The 22,874-nt window shown below is 69.8% G+C and carries 23 protein-coding genes; 16 read left to right on the top strand and 7 right to left on the bottom strand.

Translation table 11 applies throughout. The features are described 5' to 3' along the window. Positions 1-22: 22 nt before the first annotated feature. Both P9K36_RS15475 and P9K36_RS15470 read left to right on the top strand, forming a co-directional pair. Complete coding sequence (locus P9K36_RS15475) at positions 23-436, top strand: response regulator (protein ID WP_043351430.1); 414 nt, start codon at positions 23-25, stop codon at positions 434-436. Further along, positions 433-1,497: a response regulator gene (locus P9K36_RS15470; RefSeq protein ID WP_051975973.1), complete on the top strand. Its 1,065-nt coding sequence runs from the start codon at positions 433-435 to the stop codon at positions 1,495-1,497. The genes P9K36_RS15475 and P9K36_RS15470 overlap by 4 nt, the downstream gene beginning before the upstream one ends. A 10-nt stretch (positions 1,498-1,507) precedes the next feature. Here P9K36_RS15470 and P9K36_RS15465 read toward each other — a convergent pair whose 3' ends face one another. Continuing rightward, on the bottom strand, positions 1,508-2,071 hold the full coding sequence (locus P9K36_RS15465) for a TetR/AcrR family transcriptional regulator (protein WP_043351415.1): 564 nt from the start codon (positions 2,069-2,071) through the stop codon (positions 1,508-1,510). 97 nt (positions 2,072-2,168) lie between these two features. Between P9K36_RS15465 and P9K36_RS15460 the strand changes: the two genes are divergently transcribed. From P9K36_RS15460 to P9K36_RS15445, 4 genes are all read left to right on the top strand, one after another. After that, a complete protein-coding gene (locus P9K36_RS15460) occupies positions 2,169-3,272 on the top strand; it encodes an efflux RND transporter periplasmic adaptor subunit (RefSeq protein WP_278305445.1) in 1,104 nt (367 codons plus the stop codon). 41 nt (positions 3,273-3,313) lie between these two features. Beyond that, on the top strand, positions 3,314-4,372 hold the full coding sequence (locus tag P9K36_RS15455) for an efflux RND transporter periplasmic adaptor subunit (protein WP_236952989.1): 1,059 nt from the start codon (positions 3,314-3,316) through the stop codon (positions 4,370-4,372). Between the two features lie 22 nt (positions 4,373-4,394). Continuing rightward, on the top strand, positions 4,395-7,460 hold the full coding sequence (locus P9K36_RS15450) for an efflux RND transporter permease subunit (protein WP_043380799.1): 3,066 nt from the start codon (positions 4,395-4,397) through the stop codon (positions 7,458-7,460). Between the two features lie 180 nt (positions 7,461-7,640). Further along, a complete protein-coding gene (locus P9K36_RS15445) occupies positions 7,641-7,862 on the top strand; it encodes a hypothetical protein (protein ID WP_043349150.1) in 222 nt (73 codons plus the stop codon). A gap of 16 nt (positions 7,863-7,878) precedes the next feature. Here the strand turns inward: P9K36_RS15445 and P9K36_RS15440 are convergent, their stop codons facing one another. Then, complete coding sequence (locus P9K36_RS15440) at positions 7,879-8,256, bottom strand: 4a-hydroxytetrahydrobiopterin dehydratase (protein ID WP_043349148.1); 378 nt, start codon at positions 8,254-8,256, stop codon at positions 7,879-7,881. A 187-nt stretch (positions 8,257-8,443) separates the two neighbouring features. On the opposite strand from P9K36_RS15440, the gene P9K36_RS15435 reads away from it, so the two are divergent. The 3 genes from P9K36_RS15435 to P9K36_RS15425 are packed head-to-tail and all read left to right on the top strand — an operon-like array spanning position 8,444 to position 10,928. Continuing rightward, positions 8,444-9,424, top strand: a complete 981-nt coding sequence (locus tag P9K36_RS15435; protein WP_043380795.1) for an ABC transporter substrate-binding protein — start codon at positions 8,444-8,446, stop codon at positions 9,422-9,424. A 51-nt stretch (positions 9,425-9,475) separates the two neighbouring features. After that, complete coding sequence (locus P9K36_RS15430) at positions 9,476-10,213, top strand: ABC transporter permease subunit (RefSeq protein ID WP_043349142.1); 738 nt, start codon at positions 9,476-9,478, stop codon at positions 10,211-10,213. Next, positions 10,194-10,928 carry an ATP-binding cassette domain-containing protein gene (locus tag P9K36_RS15425; RefSeq protein WP_043757934.1) on the top strand — a complete coding sequence of 245 codons (735 nt, stop codon included), beginning with the start codon at positions 10,194-10,196 and terminating at the stop codon, positions 10,926-10,928. The genes P9K36_RS15430 and P9K36_RS15425 overlap by 20 nt, the downstream gene beginning before the upstream one ends. Before the next feature lie 162 nt (positions 10,929-11,090). Here P9K36_RS15425 and P9K36_RS15420 read toward each other — a convergent pair whose 3' ends face one another. The 3 genes from P9K36_RS15420 to P9K36_RS15410 form a co-directional block, all read right to left on the bottom strand. After that, complete coding sequence (locus P9K36_RS15420; protein ID WP_257791598.1) at positions 11,091-11,216, bottom strand: hypothetical protein; 126 nt, start codon at positions 11,214-11,216, stop codon at positions 11,091-11,093. Between the two features lie 59 nt (positions 11,217-11,275). Beyond that, positions 11,276-13,198: a hypothetical protein gene (locus P9K36_RS15415; protein WP_111473876.1), complete on the bottom strand. Its 1,923-nt coding sequence runs from the start codon at positions 13,196-13,198 to the stop codon at positions 11,276-11,278. Between the two features lie 145 nt (positions 13,199-13,343). Beyond that, the gene (locus P9K36_RS15410) at positions 13,344-13,670 is read right to left on the bottom strand and encodes an iron-sulfur cluster assembly accessory protein (RefSeq protein ID WP_043349135.1); all 327 of its coding nucleotides are present in this window, start codon (positions 13,668-13,670) and stop codon (positions 13,344-13,346) included. Positions 13,671-13,823: 153 nt separating this feature from the next. On the opposite strand from P9K36_RS15410, the gene P9K36_RS15405 reads away from it, so the two are divergent. Further along, complete coding sequence (locus P9K36_RS15405; RefSeq protein ID WP_043757929.1) at positions 13,824-15,071, top strand: deoxyguanosinetriphosphate triphosphohydrolase; 1,248 nt, start codon at positions 13,824-13,826, stop codon at positions 15,069-15,071. A 25-nt stretch (positions 15,072-15,096) separates the two neighbouring features. Here the strand turns inward: P9K36_RS15405 and P9K36_RS15400 are convergent, their stop codons facing one another. Continuing rightward, positions 15,097-15,537, bottom strand: a complete 441-nt coding sequence (locus P9K36_RS15400; RefSeq protein WP_043757926.1) for a hypothetical protein — start codon at positions 15,535-15,537, stop codon at positions 15,097-15,099. Positions 15,538-15,816: 279 nt separating this feature from the next. On the opposite strand from P9K36_RS15400, the gene argS reads away from it, so the two are divergent. From argS to tatC, 6 genes are all read left to right on the top strand, one after another. Next, positions 15,817-17,568, top strand: a complete 1,752-nt coding sequence (gene argS / locus P9K36_RS15395; protein WP_043349127.1) for an arginine--tRNA ligase — start codon at positions 15,817-15,819, stop codon at positions 17,566-17,568. A gap of 48 nt (positions 17,569-17,616) precedes the next feature. Then, positions 17,617-18,990 carry an SPOR domain-containing protein gene (locus tag P9K36_RS15390; protein WP_043757923.1) on the top strand — a complete coding sequence of 458 codons (1,374 nt, stop codon included), beginning with the start codon at positions 17,617-17,619 and terminating at the stop codon, positions 18,988-18,990. Positions 18,991-19,260: 270 nt separating this feature from the next. Next, positions 19,261-20,265, top strand: coding sequence for a beta-N-acetylhexosaminidase (gene nagZ, locus P9K36_RS15385; protein ID WP_043757921.1), 1,005 nt, complete (start codon positions 19,261-19,263; stop codon positions 20,263-20,265). Between the two features lie 156 nt (positions 20,266-20,421). After that, positions 20,422-20,694: a twin-arginine translocase TatA/TatE family subunit gene (locus tag P9K36_RS15380; RefSeq protein WP_043355642.1), complete on the top strand. Its 273-nt coding sequence runs from the start codon at positions 20,422-20,424 to the stop codon at positions 20,692-20,694. Positions 20,695-20,797: 103 nt separating this feature from the next. Next, positions 20,798-21,361 (top strand): Sec-independent protein translocase protein TatB, encoded by a 564-nt coding sequence (gene tatB / locus P9K36_RS15375; RefSeq protein ID WP_043355641.1) that lies wholly within the window; start codon positions 20,798-20,800, stop codon positions 21,359-21,361. Further along, on the top strand, positions 21,358-22,158 hold the full coding sequence (tatC, locus tag P9K36_RS15370) for a twin-arginine translocase subunit TatC (protein WP_043355639.1): 801 nt from the start codon (positions 21,358-21,360) through the stop codon (positions 22,156-22,158). The genes tatB and tatC overlap by 4 nt, the downstream gene beginning before the upstream one ends. A 15-nt stretch (positions 22,159-22,173) precedes the next feature. On the opposite strand, the gene P9K36_RS15365 is transcribed toward tatC, so the two are convergent. Further along, entirely contained in the window at positions 22,174-22,857 is a 684-nt protein-coding gene (locus P9K36_RS15365) for a response regulator transcription factor (protein WP_043757918.1), read from the bottom strand. Positions 22,858-22,874: the final 17 nt, after the last annotated feature.

The raw sequence follows: 22,874 nt of genomic DNA, 5'->3' as shown, positions 1-22,874 counted from the left end.
CGTGCATCCTGTCAGCATCGTGATGATCGAGGATGACGAGGGGCATGCGCGCCTCATCGAGCGCAACATCCGTCGCGCCGGCGTCAACAACGAGATCGTCCCGTTCCGGAACGGCACATCGGCGCTGGACTACCTGTTCGGCGCGGACGGCACCGGCGAGGCGAGTGCCCGGCGGCATCTGCTGATCCTGCTCGATCTCAACCTGCCCGACATGACCGGCCTCGACATCCTGGAGAAGGTCAAGGCGAACCCGCATACGCGGCGCTCCCCGGTGGTTGTGCTGACCACCACGGATGACAGCCGCGAGATCCAGCGCTGCTACGATCTCGGGGCCAACGTCTACATCACCAAGCCGGTCAGCTATGACGGCTTCGCGAACGCGATCCGTCAGCTCGGATTGTTCTTCTCGGTCATGCAGGTTCCCCAGAACCCATGAGCACCGGGCGTGTCAGCGGGGACGGGACCGCCGCGGCGGCACGCATCCTCTACATCGACGACGATCCAGGCCTCGGTCGCTTGGTCCGGCGCGCCCTGGAGGCCCGGGGCTACGCGGTCGAGATCTGTCCCGACGGCGCCGCGGGGCTGGCACGGCTGGCGCAGGGCGGTATCGATGCCGTCGCCCTGGACCATCACATGCCCGGCCAGACCGGCCTCGATCTGCTGCCGGAAATCCGTGCCCTGCCTGAGGCGCCCCCGGTCATCTACGTGACGGGCTCCGAGGACAGCCGCGTCGCCGTCGCGGCCTTGAAGGCCGGCGCGGTCGACTACGTCTGGAAGGACGTTCAGGGGCAGTTCCGGGAGCTGCTGGGCGAGGCCGTCGCCACGGCGCTGCGGCAGGAGAGCCTGCGGCGCGACAAGGAACGCGCCGAAGCGGAGGTGCGTGAGGCGCGCGACCGCGCCGAACTGCTTCTGCGCGAGGTCAACCATCGCGTCGCCAATTCCCTGGCCCTCGTCGCGGCCCTTGCGCATATGCAGCGCAACGCCGTCACGGATTCGGCTGCCAAGGCTGCGCTCGACGAGATGCAGGCCCGGATCTCGGCGATCGCCGGGATCCATCGGCGCCTCTACACCTCGGACGACGTCGAGTCCGTGGAGCTCGACGCCTACCTGCAGAGCCTCGTCGAGGAATTGCAGGCGGCCATGCGGGCGAGCGGGCGGGATCATGCCATCCGGCTCCGGGCGGCGCCCGTGCGCCTCTCGACGGACAAGGCTGTCTCGGTGGGCGTGGTCGTAACCGAACTCGTCACCAACGCGTACAAGTACGCCTATCCGGTCGGCACGTCGGGCGAGATCCGCGTGGCGATCGAGTGCGATGCCGCCGACACCGTGCGGCTCGCCGTCGAGGATGATGGAATCGGCTGGACCGGAGAGGGTGAGATCCGCGGCACCGGGCTCGGCTCACGGATCGTGCGGGCGATGGCGTCGAACCTGCGCTCGGCATTGTCGTATGCTCCCGGATCTCCGGGCACGCGGGCGGTTCTCGCCTTTCAGGTCTGAGCGCGCAATCTCAGCCGTCGGTCCGGCTCGCGATACGATCGAGGGCGTCGAGCATCGGCACGAGCGAATCCTCGCCGAGCTGGTGGAAGCCCAGGGCCCGACTCATGAACAGGCCGAGGATCGCGAAGAACAGGACGGAACCCTCGCCCGGACGGGCGCCGTCGATCTGACCGAGCTGATCCAGCTGATCCACCACGAAGGCCTGGAACCCCTTCTGCGCCTCCGGCGACTCCATCGAGGCCAGCAGGAGTGCGCGCGCGGATTCGTTGTCCTCGCAATAATGCCCGCGCACATGCGCCACCATCGCCTTCGGGAACTGAGACGGGCCGGCGGGGATCGCCGCAGCGCATGCCGCGATCTCCTCGCGCACATCCGCAAGCTTGCGGGCGACCAGAGCCACCACCAACGCATCCTTCGACGCAAAATGGTGCAGAACCCCGCCTTTGCTTAGTCCGGCCTCGGCGGCAACCGCGTCGATCGTCAACCCCCGCACGCCCGCCTTGAGCAGCACCGCGGCGGCGGCCTCAAGGATGATCTCGGGCCGGGCCGCCAGCCGTTGTCGCTTCACCTGCATCGCTGACCTGCACTAAAAACCGTCTGGACGGTATGTAACGGATGGCGTAGGAACGCGCCACGCATTTCGCACGAGCCGCGCCGACACGGTCGATCGCATGAGCCGCATCGTCTTCCGTCCACCCCCATCCGTTATACTGGTGTTAACCGCGCTCGCGTCGATCGGGTGCGCACGGGCCGAACCGGACGCCGCGCTCGATCCCGCGATGGCGCGCGTGCGGGTGGTGCAGGCACGCCGTACGCCCCAGGCGCTCGAGGTCGTGGTGACCGGCGACATCCAGGCCCAGGCGCAGGTCAACGTCTCGTTCCGGACCAACGGCAAGGTGGCCGAGCGGCGGGTCGAGGTCGGGGATCACGTCACCGCCAATCAGGTCCTCGCCGTTCTCGAGCCCCTGACCCAGCAGGCGAATCTCGACAACGCGAAAGCCGCCCTCGCTTCGGCCGAGGCACTCCTGACCCAGGCCAAGATGTCCTTCGAGCGCCAGAAGCAACTTCTTGCCGGCGGCTTCACCACGCGCTCGACCTACGACAATGCCGAGCAGGAGCTGCGCACGACACAGGCGGCCGTCGATTCGGCGAAGGCCGCTTTGGGAACCGCGCAGGAGCAGTTCTCCTATACGGAACTGCGCGCCGGCGTGGCCGGTGTCGTGACCAGCCGGAGCTTCGAGGTCGGCCAAGTGGTCCAATCGGGGCAGACCGTTCTCGTGATTGCGCAGGACGGCCCCCGGGATGCGGTCTTCAATGTCTACGAATCGCTGCTGGCCCAGCCGCCGGCGGGCGACACCATCGCGGTCGCGCTCCAGTCGGATCCGGCGATCACCGCGGTCGGGACCGTGCGCGAGATCTCGCCGACGGTGGATGCGGCGAGCGGCACCGTCCGGGTCAAGATCGGACTCAAATCGACTCCGGCCGCGATGGGGCTGGGTGCCGTCGTGGTCGGCCGCGGACGCTTCGCGCCCCATGAAGCGGTGATCCTGCCCTGGTCGGCGCTGTACCGCTACGACGGGCAACCGTCCGTCTGGATCTACGACCCCGACCAGCGGACAGTCTCGGTCCGCGCCGTCGAGATCGACCGCTTCGGGCCCGACATCATCGCGCTGAAGCGCGGCGTCGAGCCGGGCGAGCGCGTGGTCGTCGCCGGCATCCAGTTCCTGCGCCCCGGTCAGACCGTCGCGGCCGCCGAGATTGGAGCTCGCCCGTGAAGGCGCACACGTATCTCGCCCTGAGCCTCGTCGCGGCAGCGCTGGCGGCCTGCAACGGGCACGGCGAGGAGGGCGGCGAAGCCGCGGCAGCGGCCCCGATACGTCCGGTGCTCACGCAGGTGGTCGTGCCGAGCGACACCGTCATGTTCGGGCCCTTCGCCGGCACGATCGAGCCGCGCTATCAGGCGCAGCTCGGCTTCCAGATTCCCGGCCGCATGGTGGCGCGGGACGTGACGATCGGCGACCTCGTCACCCGGGGCCAACGCCTCGCGGCCCTGGACACGATCGTGACACGCTTCGACCTGACCCGTGCCGAGGCGGATCTCGCCGATGCGAAGGCCCAGGCCGAGAACGCCGAGGCCGCCGAGGCGCGGACCCGGCGCTTGATGTCGGGCAACAGCGTCGCCCAGGCCACGCTCGACCAAGCGGTTGCCAAGCGCGAGACGGCCCGGGCGCGGGTGGACCAGGCCTTGTCCAGCCTGCAGAAGGCCCGCGACCAGATGGGCTACACCGAGCTGAAGGCCGAGTTCGACGGTGTCGTGACCCAGCGCCTCGCCGAAGTCGGCCAGGTGCTCACCGCCGGCCAGGGTGTCGTGACCGTGGCACGGCCGGACGTTCGCGAGGCCGTGGTCGACATTCCCGAGGTCTATGTCGGAGCGCTGCCGGCGGACGGCATCTTCACCGTCGCTCTCCAGAGCGCCCCGGAGCTCACGGCGCGTGGGCGCGTCCGCGAGATCGCGCCGCTCGCCGAATCGGGGACGCGCTCCAAGCGTATCCGGATCAGCCTCGACCAGCCCGGCCCGGCCTTCCGGCTCGGCGCGACCATCAACGTGTCGCTGACGCGGAATGTCTCGCCCACCGTGCTGCTGCCGGCATCGGCACTGCTCGAGGACGGCGGCCGCCGCTCGGTTTGGGTCGTGTCCGCCGACGGGAAGTCCGTGTCGCGTCGCGACGTGACCGTAGCGGCGGCGCGGGACAACGCGGAGGACGGTCGCATCGCGGTCGTCGATGGGCTGAAGGCCGGCGAACGCGTCGTGGTCGCGGGGGTCCATGTCCTCAAGGAAGGCCAGGCCGTGCGCCTGGCCAACGGCGCCGTCTGATCCGGCCGCACGGGGTTTTCGCGTGAAGGATTTCAACCTTTCCGACTGGGCGCTCGAGCACCGCTCGTTCGTCTGGTTCCTGATGCTGGTCTCGCTCGTGGCGGGCGTGATGGCCTATGGCCGCCTCGGCCGCGAGGAGGATCCTCCGTTCACCATCAAGACGATGGTCGTGCAGACGACTTGGCCGGGCGCGACCATCAAGGATACCCTCGATCAGGTCACCGACCGGGTCGAGAAGGAACTCCAGCAGCTCAACGGCCTCGACTACGTCCGCAGCTACACGACCCCGGGATCCTCCACAGTCTTCGTGAATTTCCGCGACACCCTGAAGAAGGGCGAGGTCCAGCCCGCCTTCTACCAGGTCCGCAAACGTCTCGGGGATATCAAGAGCCAGTTCCCGGACGGTGTGCAGGGGCCGTTCTTCAACGACGAGTTCGGCGACGTCTACGGCAACGTCTACGCCTTCACGGCCGACGGCCTGACTCACCGGCAGTTGCGCGACTACGTGGAGAGCATCCGCACCGACGTGCTGCGCGTGCCCGATATCGGCAAGACGCAGCTGCTCGGCACCCAGGACGAGACCATCTATCTCGACTTCTCGACCCGGAAGCTCGCCGGTTACGGCATCGATCTCCAGGCCCTGATCAAGGCGCTTCAAGCGCAGAACGCCGTCTCGGCATCCGGGGTCGTTCAGGCCGGACCGGAGCGCATTTCGCTGCGGGTCAGCGGCTCCTTCGCCTCCGAAGCCTCGCTTCAGGACTTCAATCTGCGGGTGAACGATCGCTTCTTCCGTCTTGCCGACATCGCCGAGATCAGCCGCGGCTACGAGGATCCGCCCGCGCCCCTGTTCCGGGTGGACGGCAAGCCCGCGATCGGGCTGGCCATCGCGATGCGTCCGGGCGCCAACCTGCTGCATTTCGGTGAAGCGCTGAAGGAGCGCATGCGGCGGATCGAGGCGACGCTGCCGGTGGGCGTCGGCGTCCACCTCGTTTCGGATCAGCCCAAGCAGGTCGAGCATGCGGTCGGCGGCTTCACCGAGGCGCTGGTCGAGGCCGTGGTCATCGTGCTGGCCGTGAGCTTCGTGAGCCTGGGCATCCGGGCCGGCCTCGTCGTCTCGGTGTCGATCCCCCTCGTGCTGGCGATCGTCTTCGTGGTCATGCAGATCATGGACGTGACCCTGCAGCGCATCTCGCTCGGCGCACTGATCATCGCGCTGGGCCTGCTGGTCGACGACGCCATGATCACCGTCGAGATGATGGTCGCGCGGCTGGAGCGGGGCGACACGCTGCGCAAGGCCGCCACCTTCGCGTACACGTCGACGGCGTTCCCCATGCTGACCGGAACGCTGGTGACCGTGGCGGGCTTCCTGCCGATCGGCTTCAACGGCTCCGGCGCGGGCGAATACACCTACTCGCTGTTCGTGGTGATCGCCGCATCGCTGCTGGTATCGTGGGTCGTGGCGGTTCTGTTCGCCCCGCTCGTCGGCGTCACGCTGCTGCCGAAGACCATGAAGCACCACACGGAGAAGCGCGGCATCTTCACGCGCCTGTTCATGGCGGCCCTGCGCGTCGCCATGCGCTGGCACTGGACGACGGTGGTGGTCTGCCTCGCGCTGATGGCGGCCGCCATCGTCGGGATGGGGCATGTGCAGCAGCAGTTCTTCCCGTCCTCGGACCGCTCCGAGGTGCTGGTCGACCTCACCCTCCCGCAGAACGCCACCATCGCCGAGACCAGGGCGCAGATGGACCGGTTCGAGACGAACCTGAAGGGCGATCCGGACGTGTCGAGCTGGTCGTCCTATGTCGGTCAGGGCGCGGTCCGATTCTACCTACCCCTCGATCAGCAGCTCGCCAACGCCTTCTTCGGTCAGATCGTCATCGTCACGAAGTCGCTCGAGGTGCGCGACCGCGTGATGGCGCGTCTCCAGGCCATCGCCCTGCGCGACTTCGTCGGCACCGACGTGCTGGTGCAGCCCCTGAGCCTCGGACCGCCCGTAGGCCGGCCGGTGCAGTACCGCCTCAGCGGCCCGAACATGGAGACGGTGCGCCGCCTCTCGCTCGACCTCGCCAACGTGGTGGCCGGCGACAAGCGGCTCGACGTGCCGACCTTCGACTGGAACGAGCCCGGCAAGGTGCTGCGGGTCGAGATCCTTCAGGACAAGGCGCGTCAGCTCGGCGTCACCAGCCAGGACGTCGCCGGAATCCTCAACGGGATCGAGGGCGGCCAGGCGATCACGCAGGTCCGGGACTCGATCTATCTGGTCAACGTCGTCGGCCGTGCCCGCGCGGTGGAGCGGTCTTCGCTGGACACCCTGCAATCGCTGCAGGTCGGTCTCGCGAACGGCACCGTGGTCCCCGTGCTCGCCTTCGCACGGATCGGCTACGATCTCGAGCAGCCGATCGTCTGGCGCCGGGACCGTCTGCCGACCGTGACGGTGCGCGCCACGATCCACGACGCGACACAGCCGGCCACCATCGTCGCCGCTCTGCAGCCCGGCATCGACGCCTTCATCAAGGCGCTGCCGGAGGGCTACACCGTCCAGACCGGCGGCGCCGTTGAGGAATCCGCCAAGGGCCAGGGCCCGATCGCGGCCGTCGTCCCGGTCATGCTGCTCGCCATGGCGTTCCTGCTGATGATGCAGCTCCAGAGCTTCGGCCGGATGATCCTCGTCTTCACCGTGGCGCCGCTCGGTCTGATCGGCGTCGTGCCGGCCCTGCTCCTGTTCGACAAGCCGATGGGCTTCGTCGCCATCCTGGGCATCCTGGCGCTGATCGGGATCATCATCCGCAACGCGGTCATCCTGGTGAGCCAGATCGAGGAGTTCCGGGCCGAGGGGATGGCCCCCTGGGAAGCGGTCTTCGAGGCGACCCACCACCGCATGCGGCCGATCCTGCTGACGGCAGCCGCCGCGAGTCTGGGCCTGATTCCGATCGCCCGGGAGGTCTTCTGGGGTCCGATGGCTTTCGCCATGATCGGCGGGATCCTGGCGGCGACTTTCCTCACGCTCCTGTTCCTGCCGGCCCTCTACATCGGCTGCTACCGCATCCGCCCGGATGCGGGCGCCCGTCCGGCGGCCCACGCCGGCTGATCGCCCGGCTCACGCGATCGCAGCGCCCGCGGGTGCTGCGAGAAACGGTCGGCCCGCCCCTCCGCCCCCTCAGGGCGGGCCGACCGTGACGAAAGCTTGATCGCGGGCCGCAGCCCGTCATCGGAAACCTTGCGGTCGCTTGGCGCGTAGGGTGCGGCGAGAACGAGGACCGCCCCATCCATGAACGCCTTCATCGCCGTCGTATTGGTCTGCGCCAACGGCCTCGCACAGGACGCCTGCACGGACGACCAGGCCCTTGAGGTTCGCAAGGTCCGAGTTGCCAACGAGCTCGGATGCGCCACCGGCTGGCAGGAGATCATCGCCCGCACCGAGCGCCGCGACGAGATCGGCAAGACCGCCTACCTCAAGACCGAGTGCCGCCGCGTGAAGGACCCGCAGTGACGCCCGCGCCGCGCGGTTACTTGTCGTACTTGATGTAGGCGAAGCGCGGATCCGTGGGCGTCCCTTCGAGGCCCTGTCCCTCCAGGGCCGGCTGCCAGGACACGACCTCCTCGATTTTCCGGGCGAGGGCGAAGTCCTTCTCGGTGATGCCTTTGGCGGCGTGGTTCATCAGCCGGACCTCGACCCAGGCATAGGACGCCGTGATGTCGGGATGATGCCAGGCTGCTTCGGCGAGGTGACCCACGGTGTTGATCACCATCAGCGTGCCCTTCCAGCCGGCCGTCTTGTAGGTGCGGCGGATCCAGCCATCCTCCAGGCGCCAGGCGGGCAGTTCGGCCTTCAGCCGCGCCTCCACGGTCGCCTCGTCCAGAACTCCCTCGCGTCGCTCGGTCATGATCGCATGTCTCCCCTGATGGCGTCTCGGTCGAGGGTGCCGCCGCAGCCGGTTGCGCGCAAGCGTGTTCCGCACGGTGGACGGAAACCGGTGTGAGCCCTATGACCTTTTTCCAATGGCGTCCCGTTCATGCGGCACGTCAGTCTACCGCCGTCGAAGACTGCGTAATACGATGGGAGAAGGCGTGATGCTGTCACGGCGCGCGATGCTCGCCGGCGGCCTGCTGGGCGGCCTCGGCCTGCGGGCGGCGCGCGCGGACGTGCCGACCATCCGTCTCGGGAGTCTGCCCTTCGGGACGTCGACCTGGGAGGCTGCGGTGATCAAGGCCCGCGGCCTCGACACCGACAACGGCTTTCAGCTCGATGCCGTGAAGCTCGCCGGCAACGACGCGGCCCGCATCAGCTTCATCGGAGGACAGGTCGATACGATCATCGGCGACCTGCTCTGGGCCGCCCGCCTCGGCAATGACGGGCAGGCGGTGCGCTTCATCCCGTACTCGACCTCCGAGGGCGGCGTGATGGTACCGGCCGGGAGCGCGGTGAAGAGCCTCAAGGATCTCGCCGGCAAGCGCCTCGGGGTGGCCGGCGGTCCCCTGGACAAGAACTGGCTGCTGCTCCGGGCGCAGGCGAAGGACGCGGCCGGAATCGACCTGGAGCGCGAAGCCGAGATCGCCTACGGCGCGCCCCCGCTGATCACGCTGAAGCTGGAGCAGGGCGCCCTCGACGCAGCGCTCACCTACTGGACCTACTGCGCCCGCCTTCAGGCGAAGGGGTTTCGCCAACTGGTCGGTGCCGAGGACATCATGCACGCCCTCGGCGTCCCCGGTGACGTGGCGCTGATCGGCTACCTGTTTCAGGACACCACCGTGAAGGAGAAGCCTGCTGCCGTGGCGGCCTTCGCGCGGGCGTCGCGGGCGGCCAAGGACATCCTGGCCTCGGATCCGAGCGCGTGGCAGATCGTGCGCCCGCTGATGGCGGCCGAGGACGATGCGACCTTCGAGGCGCTCAAGCGCAACTTCCTCGCCGGCATCCCGCGGCGCCCCGTGGCGGAGGAGCGCGCCGATGCCGAGAAACTCTACACCGTGATGGCGCGGCTCGGCGGAGCGCGCCTCGTCGGAAAGGGCGACGCACTGCCTCCCGACCTGTACTACACCGGTCGCAATGGGTGATGCGCCGGCCCAGCGGGCCACCGTTGCAGCGGTCCAGACACTCGGGATCGCCTGGGCGTGCTGACCCGCATCGCGTCTTTGGTCGTGCTCCTTGCAGCCTGGCAGTTGGCTGCACTCGAGGCGGGATCGCGCCTGCTGCCGGCGCCGCTGGCGGTGCTGCGCTTCATCGTTCAGGAGGCGGAGCGCGGCGACCTCGCACACAATGTCGGCATGACGCTGCTCCGCGTAGCGATCTCATTCACGGTGGCGATGCTTCTCGGCGTGGTCCTCGGCGTCGCGCTCGGACGCTCGAAGGTCACCGATCTCACGCTCGACACGCCGCTTCTCGTCCTCCTCAACACGCCGGCCCTGGTGATCACCGTACTGGCCTATGTCTGGGTCGGGCTCACCGAGACCGCGGCGATCCTGGCGGTGGTCCTCAACAAGCTCCCGAATGTCGCGGTGATTGTCCGGGAAGGGGCCCGTAATCTCGATCCCGGCCTCGACGAGATGGCCCGCGCCTATCGGCTCGACCGGCTTACCTGGGCCCGCGACCTCCTGATCCCGCAGCTCCAGCCCTACATCGTCACGGCGGCGCGGTCCGGCCTCTCCCTCGCCTGGAAGATCGTGCTGGTGGTGGAACTGCTCGGTCGTCCCGACGGAGTCGGCTTCGCGATCAACTATTACTTCGTCCAGAGCACCGACGTGGCGGCCATCATCGGCTACAGCCTCGTCTTCATGGCCGTGATGATCGGCATCGACGTCCTCCTGCTGCAGCGGCTCGAAGCCTATGTCCGTCGCTGGCGCTGAGCCCGTTCTTCAGGTCGCGATCGCGTCGAAATGGTATCGGCCGCGCGATGCCGAACCGGTCGAGGCGGTTCGCAACCTCGAATTCGAGGTCGCAGCCGGGGAAATTGTCTGCCTGATCGGGCCATCGGGCGCCGGAAAGACCACGACGCTGCGGATCCTGCTCGGCCTCGATACCGCGTTCGAGGGACGCGTCTCCGGGGCGGAGCGGGCCGGTATCGTATTCCAGGACCCGCGGCTGCTCCCCTGGCGCAGCGTCGAGCATAATGTCCGCCTCGGGCTCCCTCGGGCGCGGCGCGGGCTCGACCTTGACGGCTTGTTCGCGCAGCTCGGCCTGACGGCATGGCGGGCCAGCTATCCGAAGGCGCTCTCCCTGGGGATGCAACGCCGCGTGGCACTGGCGCGGGCCCTGGCCGACGGGCCGCGGGTGCTGGTCCTCGACGAGCCCTTCGTGTCCCTCGACGATGCCGCCGCCGCCGAGCTGCGCGGCCTCGTGGTGGATACGGTGGATCGGTCCGGCATGAGCGTCCTGATGGTGACCCACAACGTCGCCGAGGCGATCGGGATCGCCGACCGTCTGCTGCTGGTCTCCCGGCGTCCGGCGGGTCTCATCGCCGCCGTGTCCCTCGATCGACCGCGCCGGGAACGCGACCGCGCCTGGGCCGAGGCGACCCGGGCGAACCTCGCAGGGCAGCATCCGGAGATCATCGCGCTGTAACCTCCGCAACGGGCCTGCGTGATCGCTTGAGCAGCGACGTTCGACGCAGGCCGTTCCGCGGTCGACGACGAACGCTCCGACAGCCGGCGCGGCAGCTTTCAGCCTTGGGCTGTCTCGGCTCCGTCCAGTTCGAGAGCCAAGCCCGATCGGCGAGACGGGAATCTACCCGACCGGCCGCAGGCCAGATCGCGCGGCGGCAACGTCTGCGACGTTGCCATACACGACCGGCATGCAGGTCAGCGCCAGGGCGGCGGCGAGCGCAGCCTTCGCGAGACGGATGGCGCGCATGGGGCCTCCTCAAGGCCGGTCTTCCGGCTGCGACAGCCCGGAGACCGGTCACGGTCGCCTCAGTTCGCCTTCGCCTCGACGTCCAGCCGGTCGAGCACGGCCGCCGGCGAGCGCGCCGCGCCGAGATCGATGAAACCGATCCCGGCGGGCTCTTTGGACTTCGCGTGGACCACGAGCTTGCCGGGCTTCATCACGAACTGGCCCATGGCGGCGCCGATGCCCTTGGCGGCCGCGCTGTTGCCCAGGATGATCGGCACGCCGAGCAGGCTGGCGGTGACGTACTCCTTGCGCAGCTCGTCCGGCTTGAGGCTGAGATCCTTCGATTGCGCGGCCAGGAAGCGCTCGAACAGGCCCGCGTTCTCCACCGTCAGGTCGAGGGCCTTGGCGCTTCCCGAAAACATCACCATGGTCGCGGCCGGCAGGGTGCCGGAGAACAGCTCGGGCCCGATACCGCCCAGCGTGCCGGATAGCCGGACGGTGCCGATGTCGCGCCCCGACACCGTCACCTCGCGCAGGGCGAGGTCGCGGGCCTTCTCATCCAAAGTGGCGTCGGCCACGAGGTCGAGGTCGAGATCCCGGTACCCGTAAACCGGCAGCATGCCGATGATCGGCGCGCCCGCCACGAGATCCGCCGGCAGGCTGAGGCCGGAGAGACTGAGGCGGGTCGCGCTGGGCACGCCGTCATTCGGCGCCCCCAGAGCGAGTGTGGCCTCGCGCAGGGCGATCCGGCGGACCGGCCGGGGCGATACCGACAGGGCGAGGGGGTCGGCGGCGGTGTCGCCCGTCCTCGGATCTGCCGGCCTGCCAGGCCCCGCCCGGCCAGAGTCGGAGAGGCCGCCGCGGGCCGGAGCCCGACCATCACGCGGCGGCGCCCGCTCGAGTTCGCCCTCGGGCGGCAGCTCGATCGACAGGTCGCTCAGGGTCAGATTGCCGAGCTTGGGCGTCAGGCGGCGCATCTCGATATCGGAGAAGCCGGGCCCGGCCGTCGGCTCGGCGGCGATCCCCTGGAGGGCCGCGACGGTCGGCACCAGCGAGGTCCCGAGGACGGCGAGGCGACCGACATGGACACGCAGGCTGCCGCGCGACAACGCCAGGTTGTCCAGGACGGTGCTGCCCTCCGACCCGGCGGAGGTGTAGGCGGCCCGGCCGATCTCGAACAGAACCGGCCCCTTCGGATCGGAGTCGCTGACGCTGAGGCCCTGCATCTCCAGGCTGCCGACGGCGGTGGCGGCGATGAGATCGGCCGCCGCGGCGGCCAGGGGACGCCGGTCGCTGGAGCCATCGAAACCGCCGGCCACGATCGCGAAGGCGCCGCTCCAGCCGTCGGGGATCTGCCGGCCGCCGAGATCACGCCCGTCGAGGCGTGCGATCTTCACCGTCGTGCCGCGCGCGTCGGAATAGGTCACATCGGAGACCTGGATGGTGCCATAGACCCGCTGGACCGGTCCCTTGCCGTCGCCCGGAACCGTGTACAGCCGGCTGAGGGCCGCCAGATCCAGATCCGTGGCGCGCACCTGCCCGTAGGTTCCGGAACCGCGGTTCGGCCCGGCGACGGAGCTGACCGTGGCGCCGGCCGCCGTCAGTTCCCCGACACGGCCGGCGCGGATGTCGCGGGCGACCACATCGCGGTAGGTGACGGTCTGCCGGTTGTCGCCGGGACCCGCATTCTCGGAGGTGAGGACCGGCACGGTGAGGCTGCCCGCATCGAGCCGGGCGAGCCGCTGCTCCCAGGGCACGTTGGAATCGGGCCGCAGGATCGCCGCGAGATCCTCCTTGGAGAGGCGCGTGCCGCTCGCCGTGAGCTTCGGGGCCTTCAGCAGCGTGCCGCCGAGCGGGATGACCACGTCGGTGACCGTCACGTCCTGGACGGCGGCGGCGCCCTCCTGCGCGGCGAGTGGCGCTGGAGCGAGGCCGAGGAGGACGAGCATACCGGTTATCGCCCAGGCCGACCGGAGGCGGAGGCGGGCCTTCGGGTGGTTCATGGCTGCATCCGGACCAGGGCTCGCGCGGGAATTCCCTAGCCGTGCCGGGTTTTTTGAGGCGAGGCAATCAGGCATGCCGGCCCGGGCGACCGTGCCGGCACCGGTGTCGTATGGACGCAACGGCGCGGATGCGCCGGGCGGGTCGCTACAACGAGAAGGAGGTGCCGCAGCCGCAGGAGGCGGTGGCAAGCGGGTTCTCGATCTTGAAGGACTGGCCGATCAGATCGTTCACGAAGTCGATCGTGGAGCCGTTCATGTACTCCATCGAGATGGGGTCGACGATGACGGTGGCGCCGTCGCGCTCGATGGCGACGTCCTGCGCCTCACGGGTGCGGGCGATGTCGAAGGCATACGAGAAGCCCGAGCAGCCGCCGCCATTGACGCTGATCCGCAGCGACGAGCCGGCCGGCTCCGCCCCCATGATCTCGTTGATGCGCTTGGCCGCGCGGGCGGTCAGGGTGATATCAGCCATCAGTCTCTGGCCACGCAATCGTTCGGTGGACGGCGCACCCCGCCTGTTGCCGAGGGCGTCCCGGCCCACAAGATATGAGGCGCAAGCCCGCGCCGCAACGCGCCGGGCGAGGAGCCGTCATGAGTAGGGTGCGTGAGTTTGCGAGCGGATGCCGTGCGACGCAACGGTGAGCGCTGGCGCGCGGCCTACGCCACCGATCCGGCCCGCACCCGGGGACGCCTGATCCCTGAGGCCGGTTCGCCGACCCGCAGCGACTTCCAGCGGGACCGGGACCGGATCATCCACTCGACGGCGTTCCGGCGGCTGAAGCACAAGACGCAGGTCTTCGTGCATCACGAGGGCGACCATTACCGCACCCGCCTCACCCACACCCTCGAGGTCAGCCAGATCGGCCGGGCGCTCGCCCGCGCCCTCGGGCTCGACGAGGATCTTGCGGAGGCGCTGGCCCTCAGCCACGACCTCGGCCACACCTGTTTCGGCCATACCGGGGAGGACGCCCTCGACGCCTGCATGGCCCGCTACGGCGGGTTCGACCACAACGCCCAGGCCCTGCGGATCGTCACGCGGCTGGAGCGGCGCTACGCCGGCTTCGACGGGCTGAACCTCGCCTGGGAGACCCTGGAGGGCCTCGTCAAGCACAACGGCCCGCTGCTGACGGCCGACGGCCAGCCGACGCCCCGCTACGCCGCGCGCGGCATCCCGGCGGCGATCCTGGAATACGATGCGCTGAACCCCCTCGACCTGTGGAGCCAGGCCGGCCCCGAGGCCCAGGCGGCCTCCCTCGCCGACGACATCGCCTATGCCGCCCACGACCTCGACGACGGGCTGCGGGCCGGCCTGTTCGAGATCCCGGAGCTGCGCGCGGTCCCGTTCCTGGCCGGGCTGCTCGACGAGATCGACCGGCTGCATCCGGGCCTGGAGCCCTCGCGCATGATCCACGAACTCGCCCGGCGGGTGATCACCCGCTTCGTCGAGGACGTGATCCGCGAGGGCGGACGCCGCATCGCCGAACTGGATCCGCGCCGCGTCGAGGACATCCGGAATGCGGATCAGGCGGTCATCGTCTTCTCGCCGGAGATTGCGGCGGCCGATGCCGATATCATGCGCTTCCTGTGGGACCGCATGTACCGGCATCCCGGCGTGGTGGCGGTGCGGAAGAAGGCCGACGCCATCGTCAACGACCTGTTCGCCGCGTTCACCGCGGCGCCGTCCCGGATGCCGGAGGAGTGGAGCGCCGGTCTCGAGGAGGCCAGCGAGGCGCGGGTTGCCCGCCGGGTCGCCGACTACATCGCCGGCATGACCGACACCTATGCGGTCCTTGCGCATCGCAAGCTCTACGCGACGACGCCGGACCTGCACTGGGAATTGCCCAGCCGGGGCCTGCCCCTCGCCGAGCCCTGAGGGCCCGGCGCGGGATGGGTTGGGATCAGCAGCCGCAGCCGCAGGTGAAGCTGCCGTAACACCCGCCGTAGCCACCGCCGTAGCCGTAGCCGCCGTAGGCCGCCGGGTAGCCGTAGCCGTAGCCGCCATAGGCGGCCGGGTAGCCGTAGCCGTAGCCGCCGTACCCGTAACCACCATATCCGTAGCCGCCGTAGACGCTCCCGGCGGCGAGCCCGAGCCCGAGGCCGATCCCCGCACCGGCCAGTCCGTAGCCGAGGGCCCGTCCGTAGCCGCGGCGATAGCCGTAGCCGTAGCCGCGCCCGTAGAAGCCGCGGGCCGCGTAGCCGCCCCGGTAGCCGTAGCCGCCCCGGAAACCACCGTGGACGCCGCCGTGGAAGCCGCCGCCGTGGAAGCCGCCCGCCTCCGCACCCGGCGCGGCCAGGATCAGGGCGCAGAGCGCCGTACCCGCAATCGTCAAGGTCTTCATCAGTAACTCCGCGATCGGCCCACGCGCGATCGTCGGCGATGACACAGTGTCGTCCCGGCCAAAACAAGCCGAACACTGCGCGATCCGTATTCGTCGCGTGGGATAACGTGGGAGCGCCGCGCGCTTGGTTACCGGACCGATGCCGGGAATGTGGGCTCCTCCAGGCCGGCGAACCGCTCGGCGCCGTGACACCCTCCCGCCCCCTTGCTAGACCGCCCGGGCGGGCACAGGCCGGACGGGCCGGGCGACGAGACCCCCGCGCAAGCGAGATCGAGACCCATGAACATCTTCGCCCTGTTCGAGGCGCGCGTGCGCGAGGCCGTGGAGGCGCTGACCCGCGCCGGCCATCTGCCCGAGGGCCTCGACCTGGGCCGCGTGGTCGTCGAGCCGCCCCGGGACGCGGCGCACGGCGACCTCGCCACGAACGCGGCGCTGGTCCTGGCCAAGGAGGCGCGGGCCAACCCGAAGGCGCTGGGCGAAGCCCTGGCGGCGGAACTCCGCGCCGATCCGCGGATCGTGGAGGCGAGCGTCGCCGGGCCCGGCTTCATCAACCTGCGGCTCGACCCCGCGATCTTTCACGCGGTCGTGCGCGACGCGCTCTCCGCGCCGGAGGCGTTCGGCCGGGCGGAGTTGCCCGGCGGGCCGATCAATGTCGAATACGTGTCGGCCAATCCCACCGGGCCGATGCATGTCGGCCATGGCCGCGGCGCGGTGTTCGGTGACGCCCTCTCCAATCTGCTCGTCGCGGCCGGCAGGCAGGTGACGCGGGAATATTACATCAACGATGCCGGCGCTCAGGTCGATGTGTTGGCCCGCTCCGCCTTCCAGCGCTACCGCGAGGCTCTGGGCGAGCCCTTCGCCATCGCGGACGGCCTGTATCCGGGCGACTACCTCAAGCCCGTGGGCGCCAAGCTGGCGGAGACCCATGGCCGCGCGCTCCTCGACCAGCCCGAGGCCGCGTGGCTTCCCACGGTGCGCGAGACCGCGCTGGACATGATGATGACCATGATCCGGGCCGATCTGGAGGCGATCGGCATCCGCCACGACGTGTTCTTCTCCGAGCGCACGCTCCAGGAGAGCGGTGCCGTGAAGACGCTGCTCGCGGAGCTGCGCGCCAAGGGCCTCGTCTACGAGGGCCGCCTGCCGCCGCCCAAGGGCCAGCTGCCGGAGGATTGGGAGGACCGCGAGCAGACGCTGTTCCGCACCAAGGAATTCGGCGACGACAGCGACCGGCCGCTGCTGAAGTCGGACGGCTCGTACACGTATTTCGCCTCCGACATCGCCTACCATCGGGCGAAGTATCTCGCGGGCGCGACCGAGCTGATCGACGTCCTCGGCGCGGATCACGGCGGCTACGTGAAGCGCATGCAGGCTGCCGTGAAGGCGGTGAGCGACGGCGCGGCGACGCTCGACGTCAAGCTCTGCCAGCTCGTGCGGCTGTTGCGCGCAGGCGAACCGGTCAAGATGTCGAAGCGGGCCGGGGAATTCGTGACCCTGCGGGACGTGATCGACGAGGTCGGCCGCGACGCCATCCGGTTCATGATGCTCTACCGGAAGAACGACGCGACCCTGGATTTCGACCTCGCCAAGGTGGTGGAGCAGTCGAAGGACAATCCGGTCTTCTACGTTCAGTACGCCCATGCCCGCGTCCGCTCGGTGCAGCGGCAGGCGCGCGAGGCGTTTCCCGAGGCCGACCTCTCGGCCGCGGCGCTGGCACGCGAGGCGGACCTCGCGGTGCTGAGCGATCCGGGCGAGATCGAGATGATGCGCCTCATCGCCCAGTACCCGCGGGTTCTCGAATCCGCAGCCCTGGCGCACGAACCGCACAGAATCGCATTCCACCTCTATGAACTGGCCTCGGCGCTACATAGTTTCTGGAACAAGGGCAAAGACTTGCCGCAATTACGGTTTGTTAATGCAACCGACCGAAAGTCGACGTGGGCCCGGCTGGCGCTCATCGAAGCTCTGCGGAGCACGCTGGCGGCCGGCCTTGCGATTCTCGGTGTGACCGCGCCGGACGAGATGCGATAGGCCCGAGCGCATCGGGCCGGTCACCGGCGTTGATGTGAGGATGCTGCCATGACGAACGCTTCGCGCGCTCAGGTCGATCTGGACGCTTTCGCGCGCGATCTGCGTCAGGAGACGGGTCAGGCGCCGCAGGCGGCCAAGGCGGATCCGCTGGCGGAACTCGCCCGCATCGTCGGCCAGGACGATCCGTTCCGGGCTTTGCTCGCCGCGCGCGACGAGATGCGCGCCGTCGCGCCCGACACCCAGCCGCAGGCCGGCTGGAACGCCCGGGTGGAGCCGAGCTTCGCGCCGGAGCCCGCCAAGGCGACGCCGGCCGACGCGTTCGATCAGTACCTCGCCTCCGTGGAGCAGGACACGCATCGCGAAGGCGGCGCCTACGCGCCAGATGGCGTCGCGGTATCGAGCGGCGACGACGCTTATGCGGACAGCCACGCCCTGCGTCGCGCGAATCCGCGCCGGCGCCTCGTCTCGGTCGGCGCCGGCGTCGCCGTGGTGGCGCTCGCGGTCACCGGTGCGCTCACCTACAAGGGCATGAGCAATTCGGGCCATGGCGGCGTGCCGGTGGTGCAGGCCGATTCCACCCCGCTCAAGGTCGCCCCGAAGGTGGCCGACGGTGTCGAGATCCCGGATCAGAACCGGCAGATCTACGATCCGAAGGGCAAGAAGGACGGCCAGATCAAGATCGTCAACCGCGAGGAGCAGCCCCTCGACGTGGCCGAGGCCGCGCGCGCGGCCCAGGGCCCGTCGCAGCCGACCGGCGCCCAGGGCGGCACGACGCCGGGCAACGGCCCGTTCGAAGCGTTCGGGGAGCCCCGCCGCGTCCGCACCGTCGCAGTCAAGCCCGAGGCGCCGCCCGCACCGCCGCCGCGGGAGCAGCAGGCCGTCGACGCCGGGCCGGCCCCGATCCCCACCATGGTTCTGCCCGGCGACGAGCCGCCGCCGGCAGCGCCCGCGAAGTCGAAGCCGATGCGCCAGGCCGCCGCCGCCATGCCGGCGACCACGGCCACGCCCGTCGACGCGCAGCCGGACGCCGCGGTCGAGCCGCCGGCTCCCAAGCCGGTGGCCGTGAAGCCGCCGCCGAAGGCTGCCCAGCGGATCGCCGCCGTCGCCCCGGCCGGGGCGGCCGCGCCCGACACCACCGCCAGCACTACCACCGACGACGAGGCCGTGAAGTCCGGCCCGGTCAGCGGCTTCTCGGTGCAGCTCGGGGTGCGCAGCTCCGCCGCCGAGGCGAAGGCCGCGTTCCGGCAGATGCAGGCCAAGTACACACAGCTCGCCGGCAAGCCCGAGCTGATCCGGCAGGCCGAGGTGAACGGCAAGACGATCTATCGCGTCCGCGTCGGACCCCTGGAGAAGGCTCAGGCCGCGAGCCTGTGCAGCGCCCTGCAGGGCGAGGGCGGCCAGTGCTTCGTGGCCAAGAACTGAGGTTCTGACGGAAAGCCGCGGTCGGGGCAGCGCTCCCGCCCGCGGTGATCCGATCGGGCGCCCCGCCGACCGAGGCTCGCCGACCGAGTCTTGCCGACCGAGTCTTGCAGGCCACACCGGCGGCGGCATCGCTCCGGCCTCCGCCCGGAGCCGCGGTTTGGTCTTGCCGGCTCCCCGTTCCCGCCCGACTCTGTCGCCATCGAGCCGAACCGCCCGGCGATCCCGCCGCCGTCTTCGCGCCGCCACCGAGCAGTTTCCGAGCCGTTCCTGATGACCTCCCGCGCCCTGATCCTCGGTTGCACCGGCTCGTCGCTCTCGGCGGAGGAGCGGTCCTTCTTCCGGGACGTGAAGCCCTGGGGCTTCATCCTGTTCAAGCGCAACATCGGGACCCCGGACGAGGTCCGCGCCCTCACCGGCGCGCTGCGGGACTGCGTCGGATCCGATCGCGCGCCGATCCTGATCGATCAGGAGGGGGGCCGGGTCCAGCGCATGGGTCCGCCCCACTGGCCGGCCTACCCGGCCGGCGGCCGCTACGGACGCCTGAACGGCAGCGCCGCGGCCGTCGCCCGCCTCGGCGCGCGCCTGATGGCGCACGACCTCGCGGAAGTCGGCATCAACGTGGACTGCGCCCCCGTCCTCGACGTGCCGGCGCCGGGCTCGCACGACATCATCGGCGACCGGGCCTACGGGACCAGCCCGGACAGGGTGGCCGAGATCGGCCGCGCGGTCGCCGAGGGCCTGATGGCCGGGGGCGTCCTGCCGGTGATGAAGCACATCCCGGGGCATGGGCGCGCCACCTGTGACAGCCACCACGGCCTTCCGGTGGTGGATGCGACGCGCGCGGATTTGGCGGAGCAGGATTTCCGGACCTTCCGGGCGCTCGCCGACCTGCCGATGGCGATGAGCGCCCACGTGGTCTTCACCGCCATCGACCCCGACCGGCCGGCCACTCAGTCCGCCATCGTCATCCGAGACATCATCCGCGGCGCGATCGGCTTCGACGGGCTTCTGATGACCGACGATCTCTCCATGCACGCGCTGACCGGCTCGTTCCGCGACCGGACGGAGCGCGCCTTCGCGGCGGGGATCGATATCGGGCTCCACTGCAACGGCGCCATGGACGAAATGCGCGCCGTGGCCGAGGCGGCGCCCGCGCTCACCGGAGACGCCGCGCGCCGCGCCGCCTCCGCGCTGGCGCAGCTCGACCCCGCAGGCGACGGACTCGACGTTCCGGAAGCCCGGGAGCGCTTCGCCGCGGCCCTCGCCGCCGCCTGACCTGAGCCCCTTGCGGCCTTCCACCGCGGCCTTCCACCGGCCGTGGCATCGCCTCTGCTTGTGTTCGGGCGGCGCGATCCCTAGGTTCGCCCCGAAATCCTCAACCGGACGTGGCGTCGCGCTCCCGCTTCTTCGGGGCGCCCGCAGGAGGTTGCCATGGGCAGCATGAGTATCTGGCACTGGGTCATCGTCGCGGTCATCGTGATGCTGCTCTTCGGACGCGGCAAGGTGTCCGATCTGATGGGCGACGTCGCGAAGGGCATCAAAGCCTTCAAGAAGGGCATGGCCGAGGATGAGACCCCTCCGGTCAGCCAGGCCGCGCCGCCGCCGGCCGAACCGGTCCGCACCATCCCGCACGCCACCGAGACGAGCCCCGGCACGGCGATCCCGGCGAGCCATCTTCCCGGCGGCGAGCGCAAGCCGGTCTGACGGCGGGCGCGACTGTAGGACTGGCAGAGCGCACGCGCTCGTGTAGAGCCTGACGGGGTCCGGCCACCGCGCCGGATCTCAGGGCAGCAGGACCGTCGACGACATGCTGGACATGAGCTGGGGCGAGGTGATGCTGATCGGCGGCGTCGCCCTCATCGTCATCGGGCCGAAGGATCTGCCGAAGGCGCTTCGCACCGTCGGGCAGATCACCTCGAAGCTGCGCCGCATGGCCGGCGAATTTCAGATGCAGTTCAACGAGGCGATCCGCGAGGCGGAGCTCGACGATGTCCGGCGCGAGGTCGACGGGATCCGCAACACGGTCCGGAATGCGAGTTCGACCTTCAATCCCGTGCAGACCATTCGCGACGAGTTGAAGGGCGCCGTCGAGGGCCGGGCCAAGGTCGGCCCGGAGAAGCTCGGCCCGGAGAAGCCGCCGGTCGAGACCCGATCCCTCGCCGATGCCACGGCGCAGCTCAAGGCCGAGCAGGACGCCGCAGCACCGGCCCCGGTCTCGGGGACGCCGCCCGCCGAATCGTCCCATGATCCTGCACCGCAGATGGCGGAGGCACCCCTGCCCGTGCCCGGGTCGGTGGACGATCCGTTCGGGCCTCCGCCCGCCCCGCATCACGCCACCGAAGAGTCCCAGAACGGCACGGCCGCCCGATGATCAGCGATGCGGACGAGGCCGAGATCGAGGCGTCGCGGGCGCCCCTGCTCGAACACCTGATCGAATTGCGGGCGCGGCTGATCAAGTCGCTGATCGCATTCGTGCTGATGTTCTTCGCCTGCTTCTTCTTCTCGCGCGATATCTACAACGTTCTGGTCTACCCCTATGTCTCGATCGTTGGTGCGCAGAACGCCGAGCTGATCGCCACGCACTTCCTCGAGCAGGTGTTCACCAACATCAAGCTCAGCGTCTTCGGGGCGGCCTTCCTGGCCTTCCCGGTGATCGCCACGCAGATCTACGCCTTCGTGGCCCCGGGCCTCTACCGCAACGAGCGGAAGGCGTTCCTGCCCTACCTCGTGGCCACGCCGATCTTCTTCGTGCTCGGCGCGCTGGTGGTGTTCTTCCTGGCGATGCCGCTGCTGATCAAATTCTCGGTGTCGCTCCAGCAGGTGGGCGTGGCCGGGGAGCCGACGATCAAGCTGCTGCCGAAGGTCGACGAATACCTGTCGCTGATCATGACGCTGATCTTCGCGTTCGGGATCGCGTTCCAGCTGCCGGTGATTCTGACGCTGCTCGGTCAGATCGGGATCATCGACGCGGCCTTCCTGCGGGAGAAGCGGCGCTATGCCATCGTGCTGGTCTTCGTCGCCGCCGCGATCCTGACGCCGCCGGACGTGATCTCCCAGCTCTCCCTCGCGATCCCGATGCTGCTGCTGTACGAGGCCTCGGTGTTCTCGGTGGCGCGGGTCGAGAAGCTGCGGGCGGCGCGGCGCGCGGCGGAAGGCCTGGAGCCGTGAGGCGGCGCGCCGGGCTCAGTCCGGCGCACGCAGGCGGTAGCCCACGCCGGTCTCGGTGAGCAGGTAGCGCGGGCGCTCCGGATCGGGCTCCAGCTTCTGGCGCAGCTGGCGGATATAGACGCGCAGGTATTGCGGATCCGACGAGGCCGGCGCGTGGCGCATGAGCTGCGCGTGGGTCAGCACCTTGCCGGCATGCTGCACCAGCACGCGCAGGAACTCGTATTCCCGGGGCGACAGCTTCACCGCGCGCTCGCCGACCCGGACGACGCGGCGGACGAGATCGACCGAGAGGTCGTCGACCCGGAAGACCGCCCGCTCCCCCTGCATGGCCAGGCGATGGCGCAGGGCCGTGCGGATGCGCGCCAGCAGCTCGTTCATGCCGAAGGGTTTGGTGACGTAATCGTCGGCCCCGAGATCGAGGGCCTCGACCTTGCCGCGCTCGTCGTCGCGACTCGACAGGATCACGACCGGCAGGTCGGGCCAGCGCTCGCGGATCGCCGCAAGGAGGGCATGGCCGGGCATGTCCGGCAGGCCGAGATCGAGGATCGCGAGATCCACGCCACCGGCTTCCAGGGCGGCGAGCGCCGCGGCCCCGTCGGCGGCCTCGGCGACCGCGTAATCCTGCGTCCCGAGGCCGGTGCGGAGCAGCCGGCGGATCGGTGGCTCGTCGTCGATCACCAGGATCCGGGCAAGGCTCACGCGGGCTGTTTCCCGTC

Origin of the sequence: Methylobacterium sp. 391_Methyba4 (assembly GCF_029691625.1) — a bacterium.
Lineage (GTDB): Bacteria > Pseudomonadota > Alphaproteobacteria > Rhizobiales > Beijerinckiaceae > Methylobacterium > Methylobacterium fujisawaense.
The sequence above is the reverse complement of the archived record's forward strand: the minus strand, read 5'-3'. Positions and strand labels throughout refer to the sequence as shown.

Excerpts from the sequence above, each read along its gene's own strand:
- tatB (WP_043355641.1), top strand. The coding sequence starts at position 20,798 with ATGCTGGACATGAGCTGGGGCGAGGTGATGCTGATCGGCGGCGTCGCC.
- P9K36_RS15425 (WP_043757934.1), top strand. The coding sequence starts at position 10,194 with ATGTCCGTCGCTGGCGCTGAGCCCGTTCTTCAGGTCGCGATCGCGTCG.
- P9K36_RS15415 (WP_111473876.1), bottom strand. The coding sequence starts at position 13,198 with ATGAACCACCCGAAGGCCCGCCTCCGCCTCCGGTCGGCCTGGGCGATA.
- P9K36_RS15465 (WP_043351415.1), bottom strand. The coding sequence starts at position 2,071 with ATGCAGGTGAAGCGACAACGGCTGGCGGCCCGGCCCGAGATCATCCTT.
- P9K36_RS15435 (WP_043380795.1), top strand. The coding sequence starts at position 8,444 with ATGCTGTCACGGCGCGCGATGCTCGCCGGCGGCCTGCTGGGCGGCCTC.
- P9K36_RS15475 (WP_043351430.1), top strand. The coding sequence starts at position 23 with ATGATCGAGGATGACGAGGGGCATGCGCGCCTCATCGAGCGCAACATC.
- P9K36_RS15470 (WP_051975973.1), top strand. The coding sequence starts at position 433 with ATGAGCACCGGGCGTGTCAGCGGGGACGGGACCGCCGCGGCGGCACGC.
- P9K36_RS15410 (WP_043349135.1), bottom strand. The coding sequence starts at position 13,670 with ATGGCTGATATCACCCTGACCGCCCGCGCGGCCAAGCGCATCAACGAG.
- P9K36_RS15380 (WP_043355642.1), top strand. The coding sequence starts at position 20,422 with ATGGGCAGCATGAGTATCTGGCACTGGGTCATCGTCGCGGTCATCGTG.
- nagZ (WP_043757921.1), top strand. The coding sequence starts at position 19,261 with ATGACCTCCCGCGCCCTGATCCTCGGTTGCACCGGCTCGTCGCTCTCG.
- P9K36_RS15390 (WP_043757923.1), top strand. The coding sequence starts at position 17,617 with ATGACGAACGCTTCGCGCGCTCAGGTCGATCTGGACGCTTTCGCGCGC.
- P9K36_RS15440 (WP_043349148.1), bottom strand. The coding sequence starts at position 8,256 with ATGACCGAGCGACGCGAGGGAGTTCTGGACGAGGCGACCGTGGAGGCG.
- P9K36_RS15445 (WP_043349150.1), top strand. The coding sequence starts at position 7,641 with ATGAACGCCTTCATCGCCGTCGTATTGGTCTGCGCCAACGGCCTCGCA.
- argS (WP_043349127.1), top strand. The coding sequence starts at position 15,817 with ATGAACATCTTCGCCCTGTTCGAGGCGCGCGTGCGCGAGGCCGTGGAG.
- P9K36_RS15400 (WP_043757926.1), bottom strand. The coding sequence starts at position 15,537 with ATGAAGACCTTGACGATTGCGGGTACGGCGCTCTGCGCCCTGATCCTG.
- P9K36_RS15420 (WP_257791598.1), bottom strand. The coding sequence starts at position 11,216 with ATGCGCGCCATCCGTCTCGCGAAGGCTGCGCTCGCCGCCGCCCTGGCG.
- tatC (WP_043355639.1), top strand. The coding sequence starts at position 21,358 with ATGATCAGCGATGCGGACGAGGCCGAGATCGAGGCGTCGCGGGCGCCC.
- P9K36_RS15460 (WP_278305445.1), top strand. The coding sequence starts at position 2,169 with ATGAGCCGCATCGTCTTCCGTCCACCCCCATCCGTTATACTGGTGTTA.